Origin of the sequence: Isoalcanivorax pacificus W11-5 (assembly GCF_000299335.2) — a bacterium.
Taxonomy (GTDB): Bacteria; Pseudomonadota; Gammaproteobacteria; order Pseudomonadales; family Alcanivoracaceae; genus Isoalcanivorax; species Isoalcanivorax pacificus.
Genome location: NZ_CP004387.1, coordinates 2,515,101 through 2,537,036 on the forward strand (window position 1 = coordinate 2,515,101; position 21,936 = coordinate 2,537,036).

3 protein-coding genes and 1 tRNA gene (1 of these 4 cut by a window edge) are annotated in these 21,936 nt (G+C 62.9%); all 4 read right to left on the minus strand.

The genetic code is table 11. The features are described 5' to 3' along the window. Positions 1 to 19,159: the 5' end (the start) of an Ig-like domain-containing protein gene (locus S7S_RS11240; RefSeq protein ID WP_169745567.1), read on the minus strand. 21,209 nt of this gene lie to the left of the window's left edge; 19,159 of the gene's 40,368 nt are visible here — the first part of the coding sequence; its start codon is at positions 19,157 to 19,159; the stop codon falls past the left edge of the window. Between the two features lie 949 nt (positions 19,160 to 20,108). Then, positions 20,109 to 20,198, minus strand: a tRNA-Ser gene (locus S7S_RS11245). A gap of 120 nt (positions 20,199 to 20,318) precedes the next feature. Beyond that, positions 20,319 to 20,507: a carbon storage regulator CsrA gene (csrA, locus tag S7S_RS11250; RefSeq protein ID WP_008737131.1), complete on the minus strand. Its 189-nt coding sequence runs from the start codon at positions 20,505 to 20,507 to the stop codon at positions 20,319 to 20,321. A gap of 199 nt (positions 20,508 to 20,706) precedes the next feature. Next, positions 20,707 to 21,936 carry an aspartate kinase gene (locus S7S_RS11255; protein ID WP_008737129.1) on the minus strand — a complete coding sequence of 410 codons (1,230 nt, stop codon included), beginning with the start codon at positions 21,934 to 21,936 and terminating at the stop codon, positions 20,707 to 20,709.

Sequence of the window (21,936 nt, forward strand, 5' to 3'; positions counted from 1 at the left end):
CCACGCCGGAATGGAAACCCCGGCCCACAATCTCCAGCCAGTTGCCGCCTTTGGGCGGGCCGGTGTGCGGATTGATGCTGACAATTTCCAGGCGCGGCACGATCACCAGCGCGCCGTCGAGCCGCGCGTGCAGGGTGTCGCGTCGCACGGTGACCGTGGCCGCCAGCGATTGCGCGCCCAGATGCAATGGCGGCAGTTCCAGTTCGATCTGACTGTCGCTGACCTGGACAATGGCCTCGGCACCCAGCTGGGTCTGGCCGACCTGCACCGACAGCGCCGCAGCGTTATGGCCGAAGCCGCTGCCGTGAATGACGACGCGCTCGCCGCCTTCGGCATGGACAAATGGCCGGTCGGACGCTGCGTTGGCAACACGTTCGATATGCAGCGGCATGGCATCGCGGTACGGGAAGCTGAAACTCACCGGCTGTTGTAACAGGCGACCATCCAGCGAACGCAGGGTGTCGTTGACCGCCACATGCAGGGTGGTGTCACCGGAAAGATGCGGGATCAGTTCGATGTAGCCACCACGCAGCGTATTGACCGCTTCAAGCGTCACACTGCCCGACACATCCTGGCCCTGATCATCACTGAGATTGACCGCCGAGGCAGCGATGTCGGTATTGATCAGATCGGAGAAACGAATCCGTACCGGCTGCCCCTGGCCCAGCACACTGCCGTCCGCCGGCGTGACGCCGCTGACAGACAGGTTCGGCTGACGTGTGGTCTGCAGGCCACGATTACCGCCGACCAGAATGCTGCCGTCCATACGCGTCAACACACCGCTGCCGTCCGTGATATCGGACCAGTAATCCGCTTCCCAGCGTTCGTCGTCCTGCTGCCAGCCGTAACTGGTCAGGCGGCCATCGCTGGACACCAGCACCTGACCATGCTGCACCAGCAGGCCCGGCAACTGTTCGCCCACCGAGCTTTGTGCCAACGGTTGTACTGTCATCGACGCCAGATCGGTGACATCGGGCACAGTGGCCAGCGCCAGCGATTGATCGTTACCCGTGCCCCGCACCAGCAGCACATACAGCGTATCGCCCAGCCAGGCCACATCCACGGGCTGCCCGGCCCGCTCGCCTTCGGCGAAGGCAATCGGCGTCACGCCCGTCGGCGAAGCCAGATAATCAGACGCGGTATCGATAATGCGCACGAAACCGGTGCCCAGGTCCGACGCCGCTGCCATGGCCAGCCAGCCACGGCCTGCATTGTGGTCTACATCGGTGACGCGATAACCGGGGACGGCTTCCGTGCGCACCAGCAAGGGCTGCGCCGGATCGCTGACGGCAATCTGCAACAGCCCCTGCTCAGAGGCCGCAGCCCAGAGCACGTTGCCGCTGAGTGCCAGACCCGTCACGCCGCCTTCGGTCGCCAGTTGCGCGAGCCGCACCGGCCGCTCGCTGAGGGTGACATCATAAATTTCGACACCGGCTTCCATCAGGAAGCGGTTGTTGGCACCGGGCGGCTGCCCGTCCGCCACACCGACATACAGCAGATGCTGGTCATTGAGCGCGGCGCCCAGCGTCATCGGTGGATAATTCGGCAGGTCGAGCGGGCGCCCCGCCGGCAGTTGATAGGAGAAATCGCCAACGTACAGTTCACGTTCGCCACTGCGCAGGAACACGGCAAACACATCCGGCGTTACCACGCCGGGCAACCAGAAGGTGAAGCGGCGCAGGTCCACCACGTCATCGTGCAGATCGACGATTTCCGCGCCTTCCGGGGTGAACAACGTACTGAGCTCCAGATCACTGGTGCGCGAACGCAACACCACGCGGCTGCCTGGCAGAATCACATCGCGGCCAGCCTGGATGCTGACCAGATAGCCGCCGGCGGTATCAGCGCTGTCCGGTGACAGGGTCAGGTCCACACCCTGCGGCGTGTCGCCCAGCACGATGGCGCCGGGGGCGTGAGCCACCAGTTCGCCGTCGGCGACGGTAAGGTGGTGCATGCCCGGGTTCAGCGGCAGCATATCCAGCGCACCGGCGGGAATCTGCAATGTCTGCTCGTCCTGGTACAGGCTGCTGACCGGCATGCCGTTGACACGCACCGAGGCACTGGCAGAGAAGCCGTCGCCATGAATCAGGACCGCGCTGTCATCGCCCCGATGGCGCACGCCGCCGGTCACGTCATGCACCTCAGGTTGTGATTGCGTTTCACTGGCCACGCGAAATTCGGTGCTGAACGGCAGCCACAGGTCGCCACCACGCAGATTACGAAGTTGATGTACTTCCAGGCGGTAGCGCTCGCCCGCCTGCCGTGCGAAATCCAGGGTCACCGACAGCACGCCGGTACTTTGTTCGTCGGCAGCGCTGTCAATAATCTGCAGCGGTACGGCTTCACCGGTCGTGACGTTCACCAGCGATAACGCATCCGCTTCCTGCAGCGACGCCAGCTCGACAGCTTCATTGAAATCGAGCGTCAAGGGTGCCTGGAAAGCCAACACCTCAAGATCGTCGGTGCCGGCATAGCGCGCGGCGGTATCCAGCACGCTCGCCGCGGTGACAAAGGCACCAGGCAGTTCAAAGGCACGTATGCCTTCGGTGCCGGAAGCCACGATCAGCCGGTCGCGGAATATCGCGACCTGCTCGGCACGTTCGACGTTACCGGCGGACAGCACTTTCGGTGCCATCGGGTCGCCAATATCCACCGCATACAGGCCGGTTTCGGAAGAGACCATCAGCAACTGGCCAAAACGGCGCAGCGCCAGGGCATTGCCCGTGGACGGTTGCTCTGCCGCAAAATCAACGCGCGCCCGTTCTTCGGTGCGGTCACGGTGCACGACTTGCAGCGATTCGCCCACCGCTGCGAAGACATAACGGCCATACAGCAGTGCGTCGTGCACCACACCATCGAACACCAGGCTCTGGCGCAGCAGCGGATCGTTAATATCCAGCAGTTGCACGGTGTTGCCGGATGAACCCTGGCCAAGCGTGGCGGATTCGAAGGTCCAGGGGCAGTCCGGTTGCGGGCCACGGCCGGTATTCATACTCCCCGCCACCAGCAGCCACTGGCCCTGGCGGCGCAAACGGTAGCCACTGGGCACGTCGTTCAGTTGGCCCATCAGCACCGGGTCTTCCGGCACCTGGAAGCCGTACATTTTAAGCGGCCGCGCTTCGGTGAATTGACCTGTGGAATGACCGCTGCACTCGCCAGGGTCAGCGTCACCGGGATCAAGACTGAATGACGCGGCGTACAATGCATCACCGTTTTTCAGCATCGCGGCCACACCGTTGCCGCTTTCGGAGAATAACTGGCTGGTCAGTTGTACGCCGTTGAGGTCATCGGCATTGAAACGCGCCACGCCGCCTGCGCCACTGGCCAGATACAGCCGTTGCCGTGTCACACCCTGCTCAATTTCTTCCAGCCACTGCAATTGCACGGAGTCGGTGCTGGTGACGTAGCGTGTGCCGGAGCTGCGTTCGTACAGGGCGATTTCTTCTTCGCTGCGATGTTCTTCGCAATCGCCCGGTGTCAGGAAGCAATCCAGGCTCGGCGCCAGTTGGCCGGCCGTCAGCCAGCGGGCCATTTCTGCGTAAGGCCGCCCGGTGGCCGCGACAGAGGAGACACCTCCAGCCAGCGGCAGACGGTCGCGGCGCTGGACATCGAACGTCGCCAGCCGATAGGCATCAGGCACTTCGGCCCCGAGGACGTTGACAATATTCGGTTCGCTGTACGGGAACAGGCCGGTGGTCGTCACCGCCACGCCGCTGGCCGGGTCCAGGTGAATATCAGTCGGGTAGATACGCGACGGCTGGCTGTGCGCCAGTTGCCGCAGGCCGTAGCCCCAGGCATCCGCCAGCACGGCGCTTTGGCCGTTGCGATGCTGGACACGGATATCGGTACGGCCCGGCGCGCCCGCCGGCACCGTGATCAGCATGCGGTCATGCGCCGGCACCTGCACTGCCCGCGCCGGCACACCGCCGATGCTGACCTGCATGCCATCGACCACAGAGTTGCCCGGCTCGAACCCTTCGCCCGTCAGTGTGATGACATCGCCACCGGACAACTGCCCCCAGCGCGGTGTGGCCGCCTGCAAGACCAGCCGCGCATCGACCGTGACAGCGCCGGCACGCGTGGCGTATTCGGGAATATCCGTGCGCAATGCACGCAGTGTGAGGTCGTACTGCCCTGCCACCGGCAGAGGCGGCGTATCCGCCGTGTAGATCACCGCACGCGGATCGTCATCGCTGACGGCCACGCTGCGCAGGGTCAGCGGCAGGCTGCCCAGCCAGAGGCTGACATCATCGAGGTCACGCGGCCCTCCGCGAACACTGATAAACAGGCGGGCGCTCTCGCCGACGAGTACCCGACGAGGCAGCACAGTCTCCACGCTCAGCGTGTCGATGCTGCCGCCACGCCAGATAAAGTCACGGTGTTGTGTGCGCGGTAAACGATACAGCACCAGCGGCGGCTGGCCGGCGATCTGTTTCACCGAGGCCAGATCCTGTTCCACGGTCAGGCGCAGTGATTCACCGCGCGCCAGGGTGTGCGGTGCCGTCAGCGTCACGAGCAGATCGTTGTTTTCGGTGCGCACCTGATGGGCAACCGGCTCGCCCGCTGCGTTACGCAACAGCACCTTGTCGAGATTGGGCGCGTAGTCGCTGATGGCCTTGTTGAAGCGCAGGCGAATCAGCACGCTGCCGTCCGGCTGGCGATCCAGAATACCGTTGCCCGGTTCAGCGCTGATCAGTTTGAGCATCACGTCGTTGAGCACAGACGTCATCTCGACACCGCCCAGCAATACGCCGTACGGTGTGGCGGTGACCACCCACGGCGCCTTGCCGCCCCCCATCTGGCCGTGCAATCGCAGCGGCGCCGCCGGGTCGGTAATGTCGAACGTGGACAGGCCATCCTGCGACGCCACGTACAGCACATGGCCAAACACACTGATGTCGCGCACATAGCCCAGGTCATTCAGGCGCGAGACGATCACCGGCTGTTGCGGGTTGCTCAGATCGACCAGCACCACACCACCGTCACCGGCGGCGACCACAGCAATGTGCCCGGCCGTGTCCACGGCGGTGCCGAGAATATCCAGCGCGCTGATCCATTGCAGGCCGCCGGCCGCATCATTGCGCAATACCTGGAAGCCCTTCGCGCCGGGTTGCTGTACCTGTTGCAGACGCTGTGTCGCGTGATCCAGCAGGCCGCCCACCACGACATAGTGACTGCCCTCGCCCGCCGCCGAAGGCAACGCGGCCACGTCCAGCGCCGGCACCTGGTGCGGCATGGCCAGGCTGGCCTGCAGGAAAGCGCGGGTATGCAGATAGGTATCGACCATGCCGATACCCGCCGTGCCGAGCGTCACCAGCGCCCGTTCGCCACTGGCCACCAGACCGCGCGCGCCGTCGCCGGGCAATGGCAACTCGCGGATCAGGGCGCTCTTGCTGATATCCAGCGCATCGACAGCAACGATAAACAGCGCCGACGATGCTTCGCCCTGCTGTTCGCGCCGTGCCGACACCAGAATGCGATCCGTACCACGCTCGAAGGACAGCGCCAGACGCTGGGCCTGCCAGCCGCCCGGCAGGCGAATACGTGACACAATGCGATCATCAATGTCGTTGCCATTTTCATCAATCATCGCCAGCAGATCGGCCGGCAACAACGGATCCTGTGCGCGGGCGGTCCAGGTCGAGGCGGCAATATTGATCAGATACACCATGTCACTGGTGGCGACGGCGGCCCAGGTGCCGGTGGGATCGAGCACCATGTCACGCACGGTGCCCTCATGGGGAATATTGGCCTGCGGCGGTTGACGGTATTCGAACGCCGCCGGCAGTGTCTCGCTCTGGCCGTCGTCCTGCGTCACCGTCACATCCACCGTGCCCAACGCGCCAGCGGGGGCGACCACGGACAGGGTACCTTCATCCACGATACGGACCTGATCCGGGCTGGCCTGGGCATTGCCGAAGAACACCTGCAGGCGTCCCACATCAGCACGGAAACCTCGGCCCTTGATGGTGACCTGTGTGCCGCCATCCACATTGCCTGTGGCCGGCGACAGCGATGACAGCACCAGCGGTTCCACGTACAGCACGCCACCGAGCAGCGTGTCGGAGGAACCGTCGCTGGTGACGACCTCCAGGGAGGCGCTGCCCGGCAGTCCCGGCGGTGCATCCACGTCGGCACGGAACAGGTCGTCCGGCAGGGGGGTCAGTGAGGTGAGTGGTGCATTGCGACCAGCCACCAGCACAGCGGGGTTCTCGCCAGGATGATGCAGCAGCAGGCTCAGCGGCCCGCCGTTGACTGAGACATAGGGTGTTTCCACGCTGACGATCTGTACCGCATCGCCACTGCGTTGCCCGGTGCGGAAGCGGGCGCTGTATTCAAACAACCCTTCGGTGCGACGCCCGGCGGCATCGCCACGCAGCATCACCCGGAATTCGCTTTGCGCGGCCAGCGGTTGCGCTGGTGCAATCAACACACGGCGCGGGTCGGTGCTGTCGAGGTGAATATCCGCCGCAACGGTTTCCCCTTCACTGCTGCCGTCTTCGTGCACCAATGCCACGTAGCGGGCCAGCCAGTCCGCTTCGCTCTGCGCCGAGGGCACCACCACCGGATGGGTAAAGCGCAGCTCTACCTGACTCTCCAGGCTGACGCCTTCGCTGTCCGGTTCCGGCGTCATCGCCACCAGATCCATCACCAGCGTGTCGGTAATGCGCAATGACTGTTCTGCGGTCAACAGCAGACCATCGTCGGTCAGCAGCACCGGCTCACGGCGCGGGTAACCCGTGAGCGCCGGTGACGCGCCGTAGCGATCAACAATGCCATTGCAATCGTAGGTCTTCATGGCGTCGAGCAACGCAGGATCGGTGCTGCGGCTGACATCCAGCAATTGGACGTAATACTCGACTTTTTGCCGCTCGCAACCATAACGCAGTTGCACAGCCACAAGGCTGTTGCCGGCGGCCATGCCGGAGACATCGCCCGGCAATTCAAAACCGGACGGCTGGTAGGCACCGATCATCGGCGGCAGACGTGGCTGGCGCTGATCATGCAGGGTCAGGGTGCTGCCTCGGGCATAGACCGTCACTGGACGCCAGCGCAGGTCGGCCTTGTGGCCCGCCGGCACGGATACGGCAGAGAGCTGCGGCGCACCCGGTTCCGACAGATCGAACACCACCCGATGGGCTCGGGTCGAGGTACCGCTTTCGACAACCAGATGCTGGCCTTCCAGATGGATTTGTACTGGCCGCAATGAGGTCGTCGCGCCGTTGATGACCGCACTGCGCAGCACCTGCACGATACCCGGACGCGTCGGGTTGGCGACATTGAGCAACGCCACACCGTCGCTCGCGGCAGCGATCAGTAACTGGCCGGACACCAGCAATTGTTGCGGCGCTTCGGCAAGTGGCAGCGGCAACGCGTAAAGCAGGTCACGGTCCAGCGATGGCGGCTGTTCTTCATCCGGATCGATGTCGGGCACGCGGGTTTCGCGTTCGTACACCAGCAGATGCGGCAGGCCCTCAAAGGGCACGTCGATGTAATCGAAGTCCAGCCCTTGCGCACTGACATACAACTGCGTGTCGCTCAGGGTCATGGCCACTGGCGTCAGCGCCTGGGGCAGATTCATGTAACCGAAGCCAAGCATCGGCGCGGCATCGTCGAGCTGGTCACGACGATAATGCACCAGGCTGATCCAGCCCGGTGGCTGGGTGGCAACGAACGCTTCCGGACTCAGCACGCCGCTGCCCGGTGTCCCGGAGGTATAGCGGCCACGACCCAGTACATAGATCAGTTGCAAGGCGTCATCGGCGGCCAGGTCCATGATGCGGCCTGGCGGCAACAGTGTGGCATCCGGCACGGCCGGCTCATCACCCGGCCCACCCGTGACAGGCGGTGCCGTTTCCAGTACCGACGCTGCTTCCAGCTTGCCGTAGAACAGCGCGCGCGGCAGCCAGTAGCGACGGCCCGCATCGTCCACGGCTTCCACATCCAGGAAACCCCGATAGGCCGTGCCGAAATCCGGCACCGTCCAGTTCATGCGCTCGGCACTGAGCAGTTGCAGGCGGTCACTGCCTGCTGAGGTGGTCTGTACCTGTTGTGGCTGCTCGCTCGGCCAGGCACGCAGCGATACCCCCGGATGGAATCCGAAACCGACCACATTGACGCGGTCACCCTCGCCGCTTTGCGAAACACTGACCACGCCCGGATCGACAAAACTCAGCCGCAGTTCATCTACATAACGGAAACCGGCCTGCACGGTATTGCGCAGCATGTCGTCGTTGATGACGGTGACGGCCGCCGGACCAGCATAATTCGGCGGCGTCACCACCACCAGGGCATCCAGCGCACCCTCGTCACCCGGGATCACACTTTCCAGGGCGGCTTCCTGCCCTGCGAACAGCACACGCGGCTGTGTGCCAAATGCGCGGCCACGCAATGTCACGCGTGTGCCGCCGCGCACATCGCCTTCTGCCGGGACGATATCGACGATATCCGGCTTGTCCGCATCACCCGCCGACGAGATATGGAAACTGAAACGGTAGGCACTGCTCATTCGCAGCATATCGCTGCCGAACGGTTGCAGCCCCGGCAGCACGGCCACCTGATAGGTTTCGCCAGCCTGCCAGCCGTCTTCCGGTGGCAGCAGTTCGATAAACCGGCGCGCGTCCTGCCCGTCGCGGGTGCCAAAGCGCACGCTGACCTGATCGGAAATGTCTTCCGGGAATTCGCCCTGCCCCCTGTACAGCCGCACGTTGTCTGCCAGCGACGTCGCCGGGTCCAGCACGGATGACAGCTCAATGCTGACCAGTGGCAGCGTTGACGGCACCTGCGTCTCGTCATGCACCGGCGTATGCCGCATCACGGTCAGTTCGGCCAGTTGCAAGCGCGCCACGCCGCCGCGCGCGGCGGCAATTTCCACTGCGCCGTTGGCCAGTGCCAGGTCACGGACACTGAAATCGAGCCAGCCTGCCTGGCGATGGGTAATGACCGGTACCGTGGCATCGCTGTCGGCGTTCTGTTCGCCCAGACGGATGATTTCCAGGCCGGATTGCGCCGGTTGGTCTTCCTGATCCGACAACTGCACGCTGGCGTAGGCCAGGTTGCCGGCCACCAGCACATCGACAATACCGTCGTAACGGTGGTCGGCCCGCGGGGGTGTCAGGCGGATAGTGCGCGCCATGTAGGGCTGCGGTGGATTGCGCACGTCGATCACATTCAGTTCTGCGGCAAGACCGTTAGCGCCAAGATTGGTGACATACAGATGATCACCGGCGAGTTGCAGGCGGTTGGCCACACCCAGCGTATCCAGCGTCGCCACAATCGGCAGTGCCGGGTCGCTGATATCGGCTACCACTACGCCCTGCTCGGACGCCGCGATAAACGCGTAACCGTCGCGGATCACGACATCGCGGGCATAGCCATCCGGTTTGATAAAGCCGATACGGTACGGCATCCCGAAGCGGCCGATATCCACCACCTGTACGCCGCCGTGGCCGTTGGCGACCAGTACCATATTGTCGGCGCGCGCAATACCGAGCACTTCCGGGAACGGCATGTCGACACGGCCGGCCAGCTGATACGGCAGGCCGAACTGACCTTCGCCATTGCGCGTGGTGAACAGCAGGAGTTCGCCACCGATGTTGTCCAGATACCGCGCCCCGGTATCCGGGTCCTGCGTGATCGTCTGCGCCAGAGCGTTGCTGAATGCGGATTCGTCTTCCGCCCGCACGACGCCGGTTTCCGGCAGGCCGGCCTTGGCGGCCAGCACCAGGGAGGCATCCGCGTGCAGGTCGGTAATGGCGCCGGCAAAGACTTCCGCGGCACCGTTGAGCAGCGACGAGAACAGGAATTCGTGGCCGTCACCGGCAGCGTCCACTACTGGCATGGCGTCAAGCATAAACAGGCCGGTGCGCATGGCAGGCCGCTGTGGATCACTGAACAGCGCGCGCACATCCGGCGCGCCAGTGACCGGATCGATCTGCGACGGGTCGAGCGTGTTCCAGGCGGCCAGCAGCGCACCAATATTGTCTTCGCCTTGGAATTGCGTCAGCGCAGAATAATAGACGGATTGCGCCTGTTGCCGCTGCGCGGCAGACACCGTCTCACCACTGTGCGCCGCCAGCACATGCCGGCGGCGGTCCAGCGCCAGGCCCACTTCGTGGCGGGTTTCACTGGTGCGGGTATGTGTGCTTGTCTGTACCTGCGTGACCACACGCAAGCGTTCATCCGGTTTCATCTCGCGGCGAAGCAAATTGCCGTTGGCCATTTCCGCGTGGTAGATGAAGTAATAGTTGTCCGGGTCACTGACCGGCCGCGTGTCACCCGGCAATCGGGTATCGTCGCGGTTCAGCACCAGCGAGGTTTCCGCCAGCGTTTGCCAGACGCCGCTGGCATCACGGAATTCGCGCACCCAGGCCTGGGTCACGGTGCGTTCCGTTTCGTCGCCCATGTCACTGATGGCCACCACCACGGACACAGGCTCACCGGCGGTCAGCACATCACCCTCCACCGGGCTGAGCGGCTCTATCACCGGCGCCACGGTATCCTCGACCACGCCGACCCGCACCACCTGGCTGGTACCTGTCTTGCCATGAATATCGTGGGCAATGGCCTGGAGTGTGACGCCCTTGCTGCCTTCCGGCGCATACAGTTGCGCCATGAAGATATTTTCCTGTGCACTGCCGCCGCCCTGGTCAGTCTGCGACTGCCATGCAGTATGCGCCGGTTCGTCGTTGACCAGGAAGACGACTTTTTCGATGCCTTCGGCACCCAGATCATCCGTCACACGCACGGCGACAGTAATGGGCTCGCCGCGAACCACGGCGGAGAGATCGTTGGCAGGCTGGATAATCTCCGCGCCCGGCGCCTGGTCCTCGACAATCCTCAGAGTGCGCGGCGCGGACATCAGCGACAGATTGCCGTCCACATCCTCGGCCGTGGCACGGAACGCAAACGTCTCGCCCACATGGCCCAGCGGCACCTGCAAGGAAAACTGATACGGCGCGGTGACATCCGTGCCCACCAGCACTGCCGGCGCCGAGGTATCACCCAGGCTGCGGTACAGCGATACACTGCCGAGGCCACTTTCCAGATCCTGCGCCTGCACATCGACAATGATGCGACGGCCTTCGGTGATCTGCGCCAGTGCCGCGCCCAGGGAGAACCCGCGATTGTCGAGAATATTGATTGCGGTGACATCCGGTGGCTGGTTGCGCAATACCGTAACCGGCACCGACGACACCGATTCGTTGCCGGCGCCATCGCGCGCGGTGATGCGCAAGCGCGCGGCCAGTTGCGTGACCTCGTCCGCCAACTCACCCAGATAGTCATCAAACCGTCGCAGCGTAAAGGCCGACTGATACGGTGGCGCGACGAACGCGACACTGGCAGCCACTTCGTCATCGGCCGCAGCACCATCACGGTTCACATCCATCAGCAGCTCTACCAATGTCGAGGTAACGCGCACATTGTCCTGCGCCGTAAACTGGAACGGCAATGGCCGCCCTTCCACTGCCGTGCCGGCACCCGCCGGCTGTTGCACCTGGATTTCCGGCGCCTCGGTGTCGGCGTCCACATGCACCACCACGGGCGACACGGCGTTCACCGTGCGTGCCTCAGCAGCCCGCTGTTCGGTGACGGCGGCGGACAGCACGATGTCCTTGCCCGCCTGGCCATAGGGCACGGTAATCAGGAATTCATACGGGTACTCGTAATCCACCAGCGTGCGTTCACCGGTGACCAGACCGGCCACCTGCAATGCCACGCGATCAACACCCACGTCATCAATAGCGTTGATTTCCACCACCAGCACTTCGCCTTCGGTGACGCTGCTCTGGTTTGCCGGTGAGGCGATGACCACCACCGGCGGCTCATCGCCGACCACTTCCACCATCAGAGTTTCGGTGGCGCGATGATTGTCCAGATCGCCATAGGCGGCGCCATAGCTGTCGATGGCTTCGACCTGTAGCGTCACGCTGTTGCGTGCGGGCTGTTCCGCATCGAACGCCGGCATCGGTACGCTGAACGCATACGGCGGCTGCGACAGCGGCACGTTATAGATTTCCTGGCCGTCGTGTCGTGCGATCAGGCGCACATTGTCCAGCGCCACATCATCGAACGCATTGACGTTGACATACAGGGGCGCGTGCTCGACCTGCCGGCTGCCGGCCAGCGGCTCGATAATATCCAGCACCGGACGTTCATCGGCACGGATCGGGAAGCTGACTTCACGGGTACGCACGTTGCCGGAGGCATCACGCACCACCAGACGGAACCAGATATCCAGGCGCTCTACCGCCGCGACATCCACTTGCAGTGCCTCGGCCACCGTGGGCAGACGTGGCAATTGCAGCCGGTGAACATAGTCCGGTGTATCGATGTTCTGGGTAGTAATCGGGTTGGCGTCCACCGCCGGGATGGCGTTCTCGACGCGTAACGGTGTGCCGAATTCGCTCTGCACATAGCCGTCTGCGGTCAGGGCGCCGTAACCGCGATACAGTTCCAAGGACTGGACCTTGACGTTATCGTAGGCGGCAAAACGGACATCCAGGAAGGCGGCCTCGGTCAGGCGGTCACCCACCTGCGGGCGGCCCAGGATGGCTTCCGGCAGAATATCGTCCGGCGCCAGTTCGATGGTCACCGCATGACGGCCCGTGGCACCGTCACTGTCCGTGATGACCGCCGTGATCTCCAGCGCAGTGTTCTGCGCCAGAATGCCTTCCGGCAGCTCGAGCAGGAACGTTTCCTGCCGCGCATGCGGACTGTTCTTGCGGCCATGTTCATTGGCCACATCGACGCCGTAGTGGGCTTCGAAACTGTCGTAGATGCTGTTGAAGGCGTTGTCGATACGGCCTTCTCCACCCGGTGGCAGGGTCGCGCTGCCACTGCCATAGCGTTGCAGCAGCCTGCCATTGGCGTAGACGCTGATATCGCTGCGGGACAGGATGCGGTCGTCACTGGCGGCGATGCCGACCTGAATGGCGAAGGTGCCGGCGGCGATTTTCTGCTCCGGTGCCGGCGTCACGATGCGCAGCTCCGGTGCGACGTTGGTTTCCGGATTGACGATAAAGCGGCGCTGGGTGCGCTGGCCATGCCGGTCCTCGGCGCGCAGCACGTATTCCGTCGGCGCGGCTTGATCGAACACCACATCCTGCACACGGGCCACGCGCTGTTGTGGTTCATCCGGACAGAGCGCGGGGAAATCCCACTGGTGCAGCAGGACTTCACTCCCCTCCGGCGTCAGGCGGCTGATCGATATATTGCGCAATGCCGTGTCGTCCTCGGCTTCCAGTTCGACACGGAAAAGTTCGCCGGAACGCACCCAGAATTCGTTCAGTGCCAGGCGGCTTTGTTCAGTAAAATTACGCTGATAACCGGTATCTGTGCGATAGCTGCGGAACGCGTTCAACGCCATGGTCGGCGGTGCATTGGGCCGTACCGGCAACAGCACTTCCTGACTGGTGCGCAGGCCCGAAGGGTCTTCCGCCTCCAGGAAGACGGACAGCAGCCCCGGCGCGATATCATTGGGGATCTGCCAGGCAAATGTCTGCTCGGGCACACCATAGCGGCCCGCCTGTTCGTGCAGTATCTCGCCGTCCGCCGCCAGCAGACGCAGTTGGCGGATCAGCGCGGTGTCGTCGTCACCCTGCAACTGGAAGGGCACCTGTTGACCCTGTACCACTTCGGCCCCGGATTGCGGCGTCTTCAGCAACAGCGACGGCGCGCGCTCGTCCGGCAGGATATCCAAGCGTTGCAGCGGTGACAGTGCCTGATCGGGGCGCTCCTGCGCAAAGCGGTCGGTGGCATGCGCCAGCAATTGCAGGCTGCGAACGCCGGGCAGGTCCGCCGGCACGGCATGAGCCAATCCGAAACGATCCAGGCTGTTTTGTCCGCGCAACGGGGCGAACAGTTGCAATACACCAACGCCACCGAATGCCGCAGCATCCGCCACGTCAGCACGCAGGATCGCGCGGCCACGAATCGACTGACGCCGCTCACCCACCACATATTCGCTCAGCGCATCGGTGCGACGCTGTTCAAAGCTCAGACGACGCAGCGGATATCCCCCGGGCACACCGTCAAACAATGGCTCTACTTCCAGCACCACCACACCTTCGACCAGCCACTCTGAGAGCAGCAGCGCCGGATCGGTCACCGTATCGACCGTACTGTGACGCTGGCAGGCATCATCCCAGTGACGCGTCAGGCGGTAGCTCACTACCGCGCCTTCTGCCTGCACGCGCAATTCGCCGGTGATCTCCGCCACACCGCGCAGGCTGGCCTGCGCGCCCAGCGCCAGTACCTGACGCCCGTTCAGCAATACCTGGACAGGCCGTTGCGCAGCTTCCGGATATTGCCACTGGATCAATGGCTCAGGGAGGGTCGCGGGTGTCTGGGCAGGCAGGCTGCTGCCGCTGAACTCGCGTTCAACGGTGTCTGCCAGCGAGGTCACCAGCGGCAGCGTCAGGATGCCTTCTTCCGGCGCGTCATCGCGCACTTCCAGCGCAGCGTGTGCCAGCCGGCCCGCCAGAGCACGGTCGGCGGGTTCCATCAATGTCACCACCACATTCGGCGCCTGATCCGGCAACAGCATGAAGTGCTGGTTCAGTGACGCTTCATTGCCGCTGGTATCGGTGGCCGTGACCCGCAGGGTGAGCGTGTGCCCGCTTTCCGGCACCGGATGGTAGGCCTCCAGCGGGATGGCCACATTGCGCAGCGCCAGCACATCAGTGCCCACAGCCTGCTCGCTGTAGATCACTTGCTGGCTGTGGCCGATCAGCGTGACGCTGACGGTATCCAGTTCGAGGTTGTCGGTGATCTGTGCTTCGAGCACCGCGTCGGTGCGCTCCACCACCACGTCGCCGGGTTTGTCGATGCGGATGCCCGGCGCGTCTTCGTCGGCCAGTATCGTCAGGGTACGCGCCGGCGATTCGCCGGTGTTGACGCCTTTGTCATCGGCTTCAAGCAACAGTTCGAACATCTGGCCCGTGTACTGGACAAAATCACGCGGCAACCGCACCGTGCCGGAGAAGGTGCTGACGTGCCGGCGGCCGATGATCACACTGCCAAAGCTGCCGGGATTTGGCTGCCGGATTTCCTCGATCTCGTCGGAGCGCACCAGATTGCCCGACCAGGGCAGCACATGACGCCCCTGTTGATTGCGCAGCACCACACGAATGTCCGCGACATGGATATCGTCCACGGCGATGCCCTGAATGGAGAGCATCTCCCCCGGCAAGGCGCTGAGGTCCGAGGCGGGTTGCGTCATCTGCACCACCGGCGCTTCTTCGTCATCGACAATCATGACGTCGACCGGCTTTTCACTGGTCTGGCCAGCGCTGTCGGTGGCCTGCACCACAAAGCGGAAGCTTTCGCCCTGCGCCGGGGCCGTCGGCACCGGCAGCAATGCATTCAGGAAATTGCCCGCACTGGTCGCTGCGGCAATCTGCGATGCGGTAAACACCTTCTCGAAACGAATGTTGCCTTGCTGCTCCACCAGCACCCGGGCCTGCTCGACCCCTTTATCATCACTGACGGTGAAATTGACCGAGAGCTGCTCCCCTTCCCGGACACGCAGCCCCGGCGCCGGGCTGCGAATATCAATCACTGGCGGCGTATCCTGCATCACCGCATAGCGCCAGGCACGTTGTGCCGTGTTGCCGTAACGGTCTGTCCCGGTGACGTCGAGTACCAGTTCATCCGCTTCCTGCGGCACTTGTGCGGTGAAACTGCCGCTCTGCTCCAGGCCAGACAAGGTGCGCGTCAGCAGTATGCCGCCAGGGCCTGATACCGTGAGGTCCTGCAATCCGTTTTCATCGGTGGCACGCCACTGGAACGTGACGGTCGCGCCGGCGGTGAGCACCGATTGTGGTGTCGGGTCATAGAGCGTAATCACCGGCCCTTGTTCGTCAGCCTGCACCGCTATCGGCAACGTCACCGCCGCCGAGGACTGACCCAGGCTGTCCAGGGCCACGACTTCGGCGCTCAGCGTCTGCACCACGTTCGGCAAGGCAAAATCCGCCAGCGGCAAGGTAAAACGATGCTGTACATTGCGCATGGAAACGAAATCGCCGTCCTGACTGCGGTGTGTCACTTCCCGCAACAAGACGCCGCCGCCATTGCGCAGCCGCAGGCGCAGTTGATCCACCTGCTGGTCATCCACCGCCTGCACACCCAGCAACAGGGTATCGTTAAGCGCATAGGCGGGTTTATCCGCGGACAGCCGACTCACTTCCGGCGCCTGGTCGGCGCGGATCGCCACGGCAAAGTGCAGTGTCGATTCATTGCCCGCCTGGTCGCGTACGCGGGCACTGAGCGGATAGATATCCTGGGTGCCGGTACCGGAAAATGCCGGCGCGCTGACCAATGCGGCTGCCGAATAACCGTTGGCGGTACCTGGCAGTGACTGAAGCGGTAACGCGTTCTGATCCAGCATGTCTTCCGGCTGGCCGGTCAATACCAGACGGCCGTTGGCGGCGCGGCGCAGGCCGCTGACTTCCAGTGCCGTCACGCCGACGTTGTCGTAGCCGGTGAGTTTGAAAACGAACTGCTGATTTTCAATTAGCGGCGCGATATCCGTGCCGCCACTGGTTTCGCTGATCACTGGCGATGCCAGATTGATGACCGGCGGTTGTTCATCATGCCCCAGTACAATCGCCACGGGCGCGCCATCGCCCTGCTGCCCGGCGCTGTCGAACGCACGTACACTCAACACTACACGCTGCTCTTCGCGCTGGATCGGATCAGTGGCCACGGTGACGGTGTAGGGGGCCTGATAGTCCGACCCTACCAGCCGGCCATCCAGGTAGAATTCCACCCGTTCAATGCCAACGTCATCCACAGCCTGGGCACGGATATCCAGCGGTAACCCGGCCACATGGGCGCTGCCTTCCTGCGGGTGACTCAGTGCTACCGTCGGCGGCTGATCCCCGACGACGCTGACGCGAACCGCTTCGGTACGGAACACCTTGCCGTGGTAATCCGTGATACGGGCGCTGAGCGCCAGTTGCCGGCCCATGTCTTCCTGTGTAGTGGGCACGTCAAACGACAGCAGCGACACCACGGGGTCCAGCGCATCACGCGGCAGTTCGCTCTGTGCCTGCGCGGGTACCTGCGTAGCGATCACCTGTTCGCCGTTCAGCAGTGCCACCTCCACGCCAAGCGGGCCTGCATCATCCACCGCCTGCACCGATACCCTGACCGGACTGCCGGCCGTCACTGAAGCCCCTTCCACTGGCGCCATGACGCGCCCCGAGGGCGGCTGGTTGGCGAGCACCCGGATCAGCTGTGCCGGCAATGCCTGCATGGCGCCATCCGCGCCGATCAGCGTCGCCTGCAACGCCAGTGAGGTTTCCCGTGCCGACACGGCCGGCAAGGTGATGCGGCCACGCCAGACTTCAAAGACTTCCTCACCGTCACCGCCCGGGCGCGTTTCGTACAGCGGCGCACCGATCTGCCCCACGGGCTGGCCGTCCAGGGTCAACTGGATTTGCCGAACGAGGCCATCCGGTTCAGCGAATTCACCACCCAGATTACGCGCCACCTGTACCGTCAACGGCAACGATTCCACCACGCGCTGACCATCTGCCGGTGCCTCGATCTGCATGCCCGGCACGTCCAGCGGTTTATCCTGGCTTTGTATTGCCACGTCCTGCGCAGGTGTGAAGGCCTGGTTGCCGGCACTGTCCACCGCCATGGCGGCCACCGATAGAGTCTTGCCGAGCAGGCTCTCGCCCACCGGCAAGGTCATGCCGTAGGGGGCTGTCTCGTCCGACGTCAGCGGCGCACCATCCACCAGGAAAGTCACTCGCTTGATGGCCACATCATCCGTGGCCACCGCGCCGATGATCAGTTCTTCGCCCACCGCCACCGAGGCTGGCGCCTGCAGGCTCACGTCGGGCGCTGCGTCATGCGCATGCACCGGGAAACTCAGACTCAGGCCAGGCGCCTCGTTGAGACGCAACCGTACGCGTGCCGGCGCTCCCCCGTGGATCGCCCCGCGCGCGCGCAGATCACCCTGGCCATTGCTTTCCAGCAGGCCCTGGTCCTCTTCGATCTCGACCTGGCGACGCCAGTTGTCCGGCATCGCCACCTGTTCGCCATTGCTGAGCACGGCATACAGGGGCGGCAGGCTGATAAAGCGATTCAGGCGTGGCAGGACCAGCGGGTTGCTGTCGTCTACGCCTTCCAGCAGAAGGCTTTCCATGGTCACCGAGAAGTCCACCGTGACCGGAACCTGAACGCTCGTGGTACCGGGATAACTGACGGTGATGATGACCGGTGCACCCTGGGTTTCTGCCAGGGGATAGACGATGCCACTGGCAGAAACGCCGACAACGGACGGATTGCTGCTGACGTAACTGACGCCACTGCCTGCGCCCGGCAACGCGACTTCACCCCGGAACTGGAACTGCGCCACCGGCACCAGCGCCGGGGTCTGCAACGGGTGTGTGAGGACCAGGCGGCCCGGCATCACATTCAGGCCGTCCACGCGCTCATTGATTTCACCGCCTACAAAGGCGATTTTCGACAAAGCGGCTTCATTACCGTGCGCATCCACCGCGCGCGCGTCCAGAATGACCATCGCATCACTGGCAATGGCCTCAGCACTGAGTATTTCAGAAAGCGGAACGATAATGCTGAAATTGTTCTGACCATGCTCCACGGGATAAGCCCGCAAACCGGACACGTGTGCGAACGCCTGATCCTCCACCGCACCAAGCACGCCGCCAGCGGCACGTAACGTGGATGCACGCACCCCCAGCACATCCACCGACACATAGCGCAGATCAACGTTGTCGGAAGCCTGTAATTGCAGCACCAGTTGCTGTGCCTGGTCATTGCCGTCAATGCCCAACCCCACATAGGCAAGCTGCGGCGCTGTGTCATCCGCTGAGGGGAACTGTTCGGAGAGAGTACTTGTACTGCCGTCCAATCGATGCACGATCACGGATGGTGACAAGCGCTCCGCGCCCGAGGCCGAGAAGCGCGCTTCACAGACACCCCGACGGGCATCACGTGTCATCACCAGGCCGGCATTGTCCGGGGTGGCAAGTCTCGCTACGTCATCACATTCACCCAGCGTGACGACATAGGGCACCGGCCCCGATGAGGTGTGGTTAATTACCGATTCGACACGGATATCGTCCGCCGCAGCATGAGCTACCGCCACCATTATTCCAGTAATGGCGGTGATTCTGGTCAACAGACGGATACCCGCGGGCAGCATCCCCGCAAGCAAAAGACACCTTCCCTAGAGCTGAATTCCTGGATTCCCCGACTTGACAGACAGGCCCCGAACTAAAATCGACCACCACTTTCTCCCCCGGAAAATGGCAGCGGCACCGATAATAATGTTCGATGATGCAAGACGACAACCGAAAAGATTGCGTCAAAATCAGGCATATATGGAGCAAAGACGGGGCATAACTCTTCAAACGCATGAAACTAAACAATTATTTTTGTATGCACCCTGCATGTCATTCGTCGGAAAAAAATTGATCGTGCGCATTTTAATCAAACATGAATAATATCATTAAGATATCATTTCATGAGTAATGATCTGATAATCCATATTCTGGAAATTCCATAGAATTTCAAAGCTCCAGCTCCCTGTCCGCATACAGTTCCGGGCACTGCATCGGGGTACCTGAAATAATCCCTTCATAATGGTTGTGATTGTTTCACTAATTATTTTGATGCGTTCGGACCGAAAACATCGCGACAACAAGTTCCTTGTGGGGATGCATCCGTCAGGATTGATTTCGGCAGCATGCACAGGGCCTTCGCCCTGCCTTTTTCTATGACGCCTGGCCCCGAGTCGCTCCGGCAGGCATGGATATCGAATCAGGTCCCCGAACGATGCCGGCGGGTTTTGCCTTCGGCTCTACCCGACCTACGGCCCCCGTCTTAACGGCTGGTCGAAACGGTGGGCCCGAACCAAATACATAAAAAAACCGCGCAGTACCTCAAGCAGGTTGGGCGCTGCGGCATCGGTCGGGATTGACTCGCGCTACGCGCTCGGGGCTGCGCCCCGTCATCTGCGATGACGTCCTGCGCCGCCTGCGGCGGCTTGTCGAACGGGGGTTTTCATCATGCCAAGCCTCACCGCCAGACATAAAAAAACCCGCGCAGTGCGCGGGTTTTTTTATGTCTGGCGGTGAGGGAGGGATTCGAACCCTCGATACGGTTTAACGTATACTCCCTTAGCAGGGGAGCGCCTTCAGCCACTCGGCCACCTCACCGGATTTTTGCAGGGCCTGGCAACACTGCCGGCCAAGCTCGGGGTCGGCGTTTGCCGACCGCGGGCATAATACCATTTCTGATCTGAAATCCCAGCCCTAATACAATCGGTTGGGGAAAAATCAGACAGCGTCTCCATCCGCCGTTTTTTCGTGCTGGATCCGCTGGTAGATTTCTTCGCGGTGCACGGCGACTTCCTTCGGCGCGTTGACGCCGATACGCACCTGGTTGCCTTTGACACCAAGCACGGTCACGGTGACATCGTCACCGATCATCAGGGTTTCGCCTACTCGCCGGGTAAGAATAAGCATGGTTGGTCCCTCCTGGGTCCTTCAGTAAATGAGCGCATGTCCGCTGCTCAGGGGGTCGGCACCTCCGGGTGATTCCTTGGGCCCGGGACCACATACCCGCTCCCTGATGCGGGTGATCATTATGCAGCATGCCGGCGGCGATGTCTTGCCGCCAGCAGTCACCCGCCCGGTGCCCGGGGGCGCCGGGCGGGTCATTCTGTCAGCCCGCGACCGGCTGGTCGAGTTCGAACGCGGTGTGCAGCGCCCGCACGGCCAGTTCCAGGTATTTCTCGGCAATCACCACGGAAATCTTGATTTCCGAGGTGGAGATCATCTCGATGTTGATGCCCTCGCCTGCCAGGGCCTCGAACATTTTCGAGGCCACGCCAGCGTGTGAGCGCATGCCCACGCCCACCAGGGATACCTTGGCAATCTTGTCGTCGCCGATGATCTCGGGGTTGCCCAGCTCTTCGGAGGCGTTGCGCAGGGCCTGCTGGGCGCGCTTGAAGTCGTTGCGGTGCACGGTGAAGGTGAAGTCAGCGGCGCCGTCCTTGCCCACGTTCTGCACGATCATGTCGACCTCGATGTTGGCCGCACCGACCGGGCCGAGGATTTTGTAGGCGATGCCCGGGGTATCCGGCGCGCCGCGCACGATGATCTTGGCTTCATCACGGGTGAAGGCGATCCCGGAGATAACCGGCTTTTCCATATCTACCTCGTCGTCGACGGTAATGAGGGTGCCAGGGCCATCCTGGAAGCTGTGCAACACACGCAGGGGGACGCCGTATTTGCCGGCGAACTCTACGGAGCGGATCTGCAGCACCTTCGAGCCCTGGCTCGCCATTTCGAGCATTTCCTCGAAGGTGATGGTGTTCAGGCGGCGGGCGTTGTCGACCACACGCGGGTCGGTGGTATAGACGCCATCCACATCGGTATAGATCTGGCACTCGTCGGCTTTCAGCGCGGCGGCCAGTGCCACGGCGGTGGTATCGCTGCCGCCACGGCCGAGGGTGGTGATGTTGCCCTGAGCGTCGACCCCCTGGAAGCCGGCCACCACGACTACGCGCCCGGCATCAAGGTCGGCGCGCATGTTGTGGTCGTCGATGTCCTCAATGCGCGCCTTGGTGTGGGCACTGTCGGTGAGGATGCGCACCTGTGAGCCGGTGTAGGAGCGGGCATCCAGACCGAGCTTGTGCAGAGCCATGCTCAACAGGGCAATGGTCACCTGCTCGCCAGTGGACACCAGCACGTCCATCTCGCGAGGTGTCGGCTCGTCGGTGATCCCCTTGGCCAGTTCGATCAGGCGGTTGGTTTCACCGCTCATGGCGGACACGACCACCACGATCTGATCCCCCCGGGCACGGAATTTGGCCACCTTCTCGGCCACCGCCTGGATGCGTTCCACGGTACCGACCGAGGTACCGCCATATTTCTGTACGATGAGGGCCAT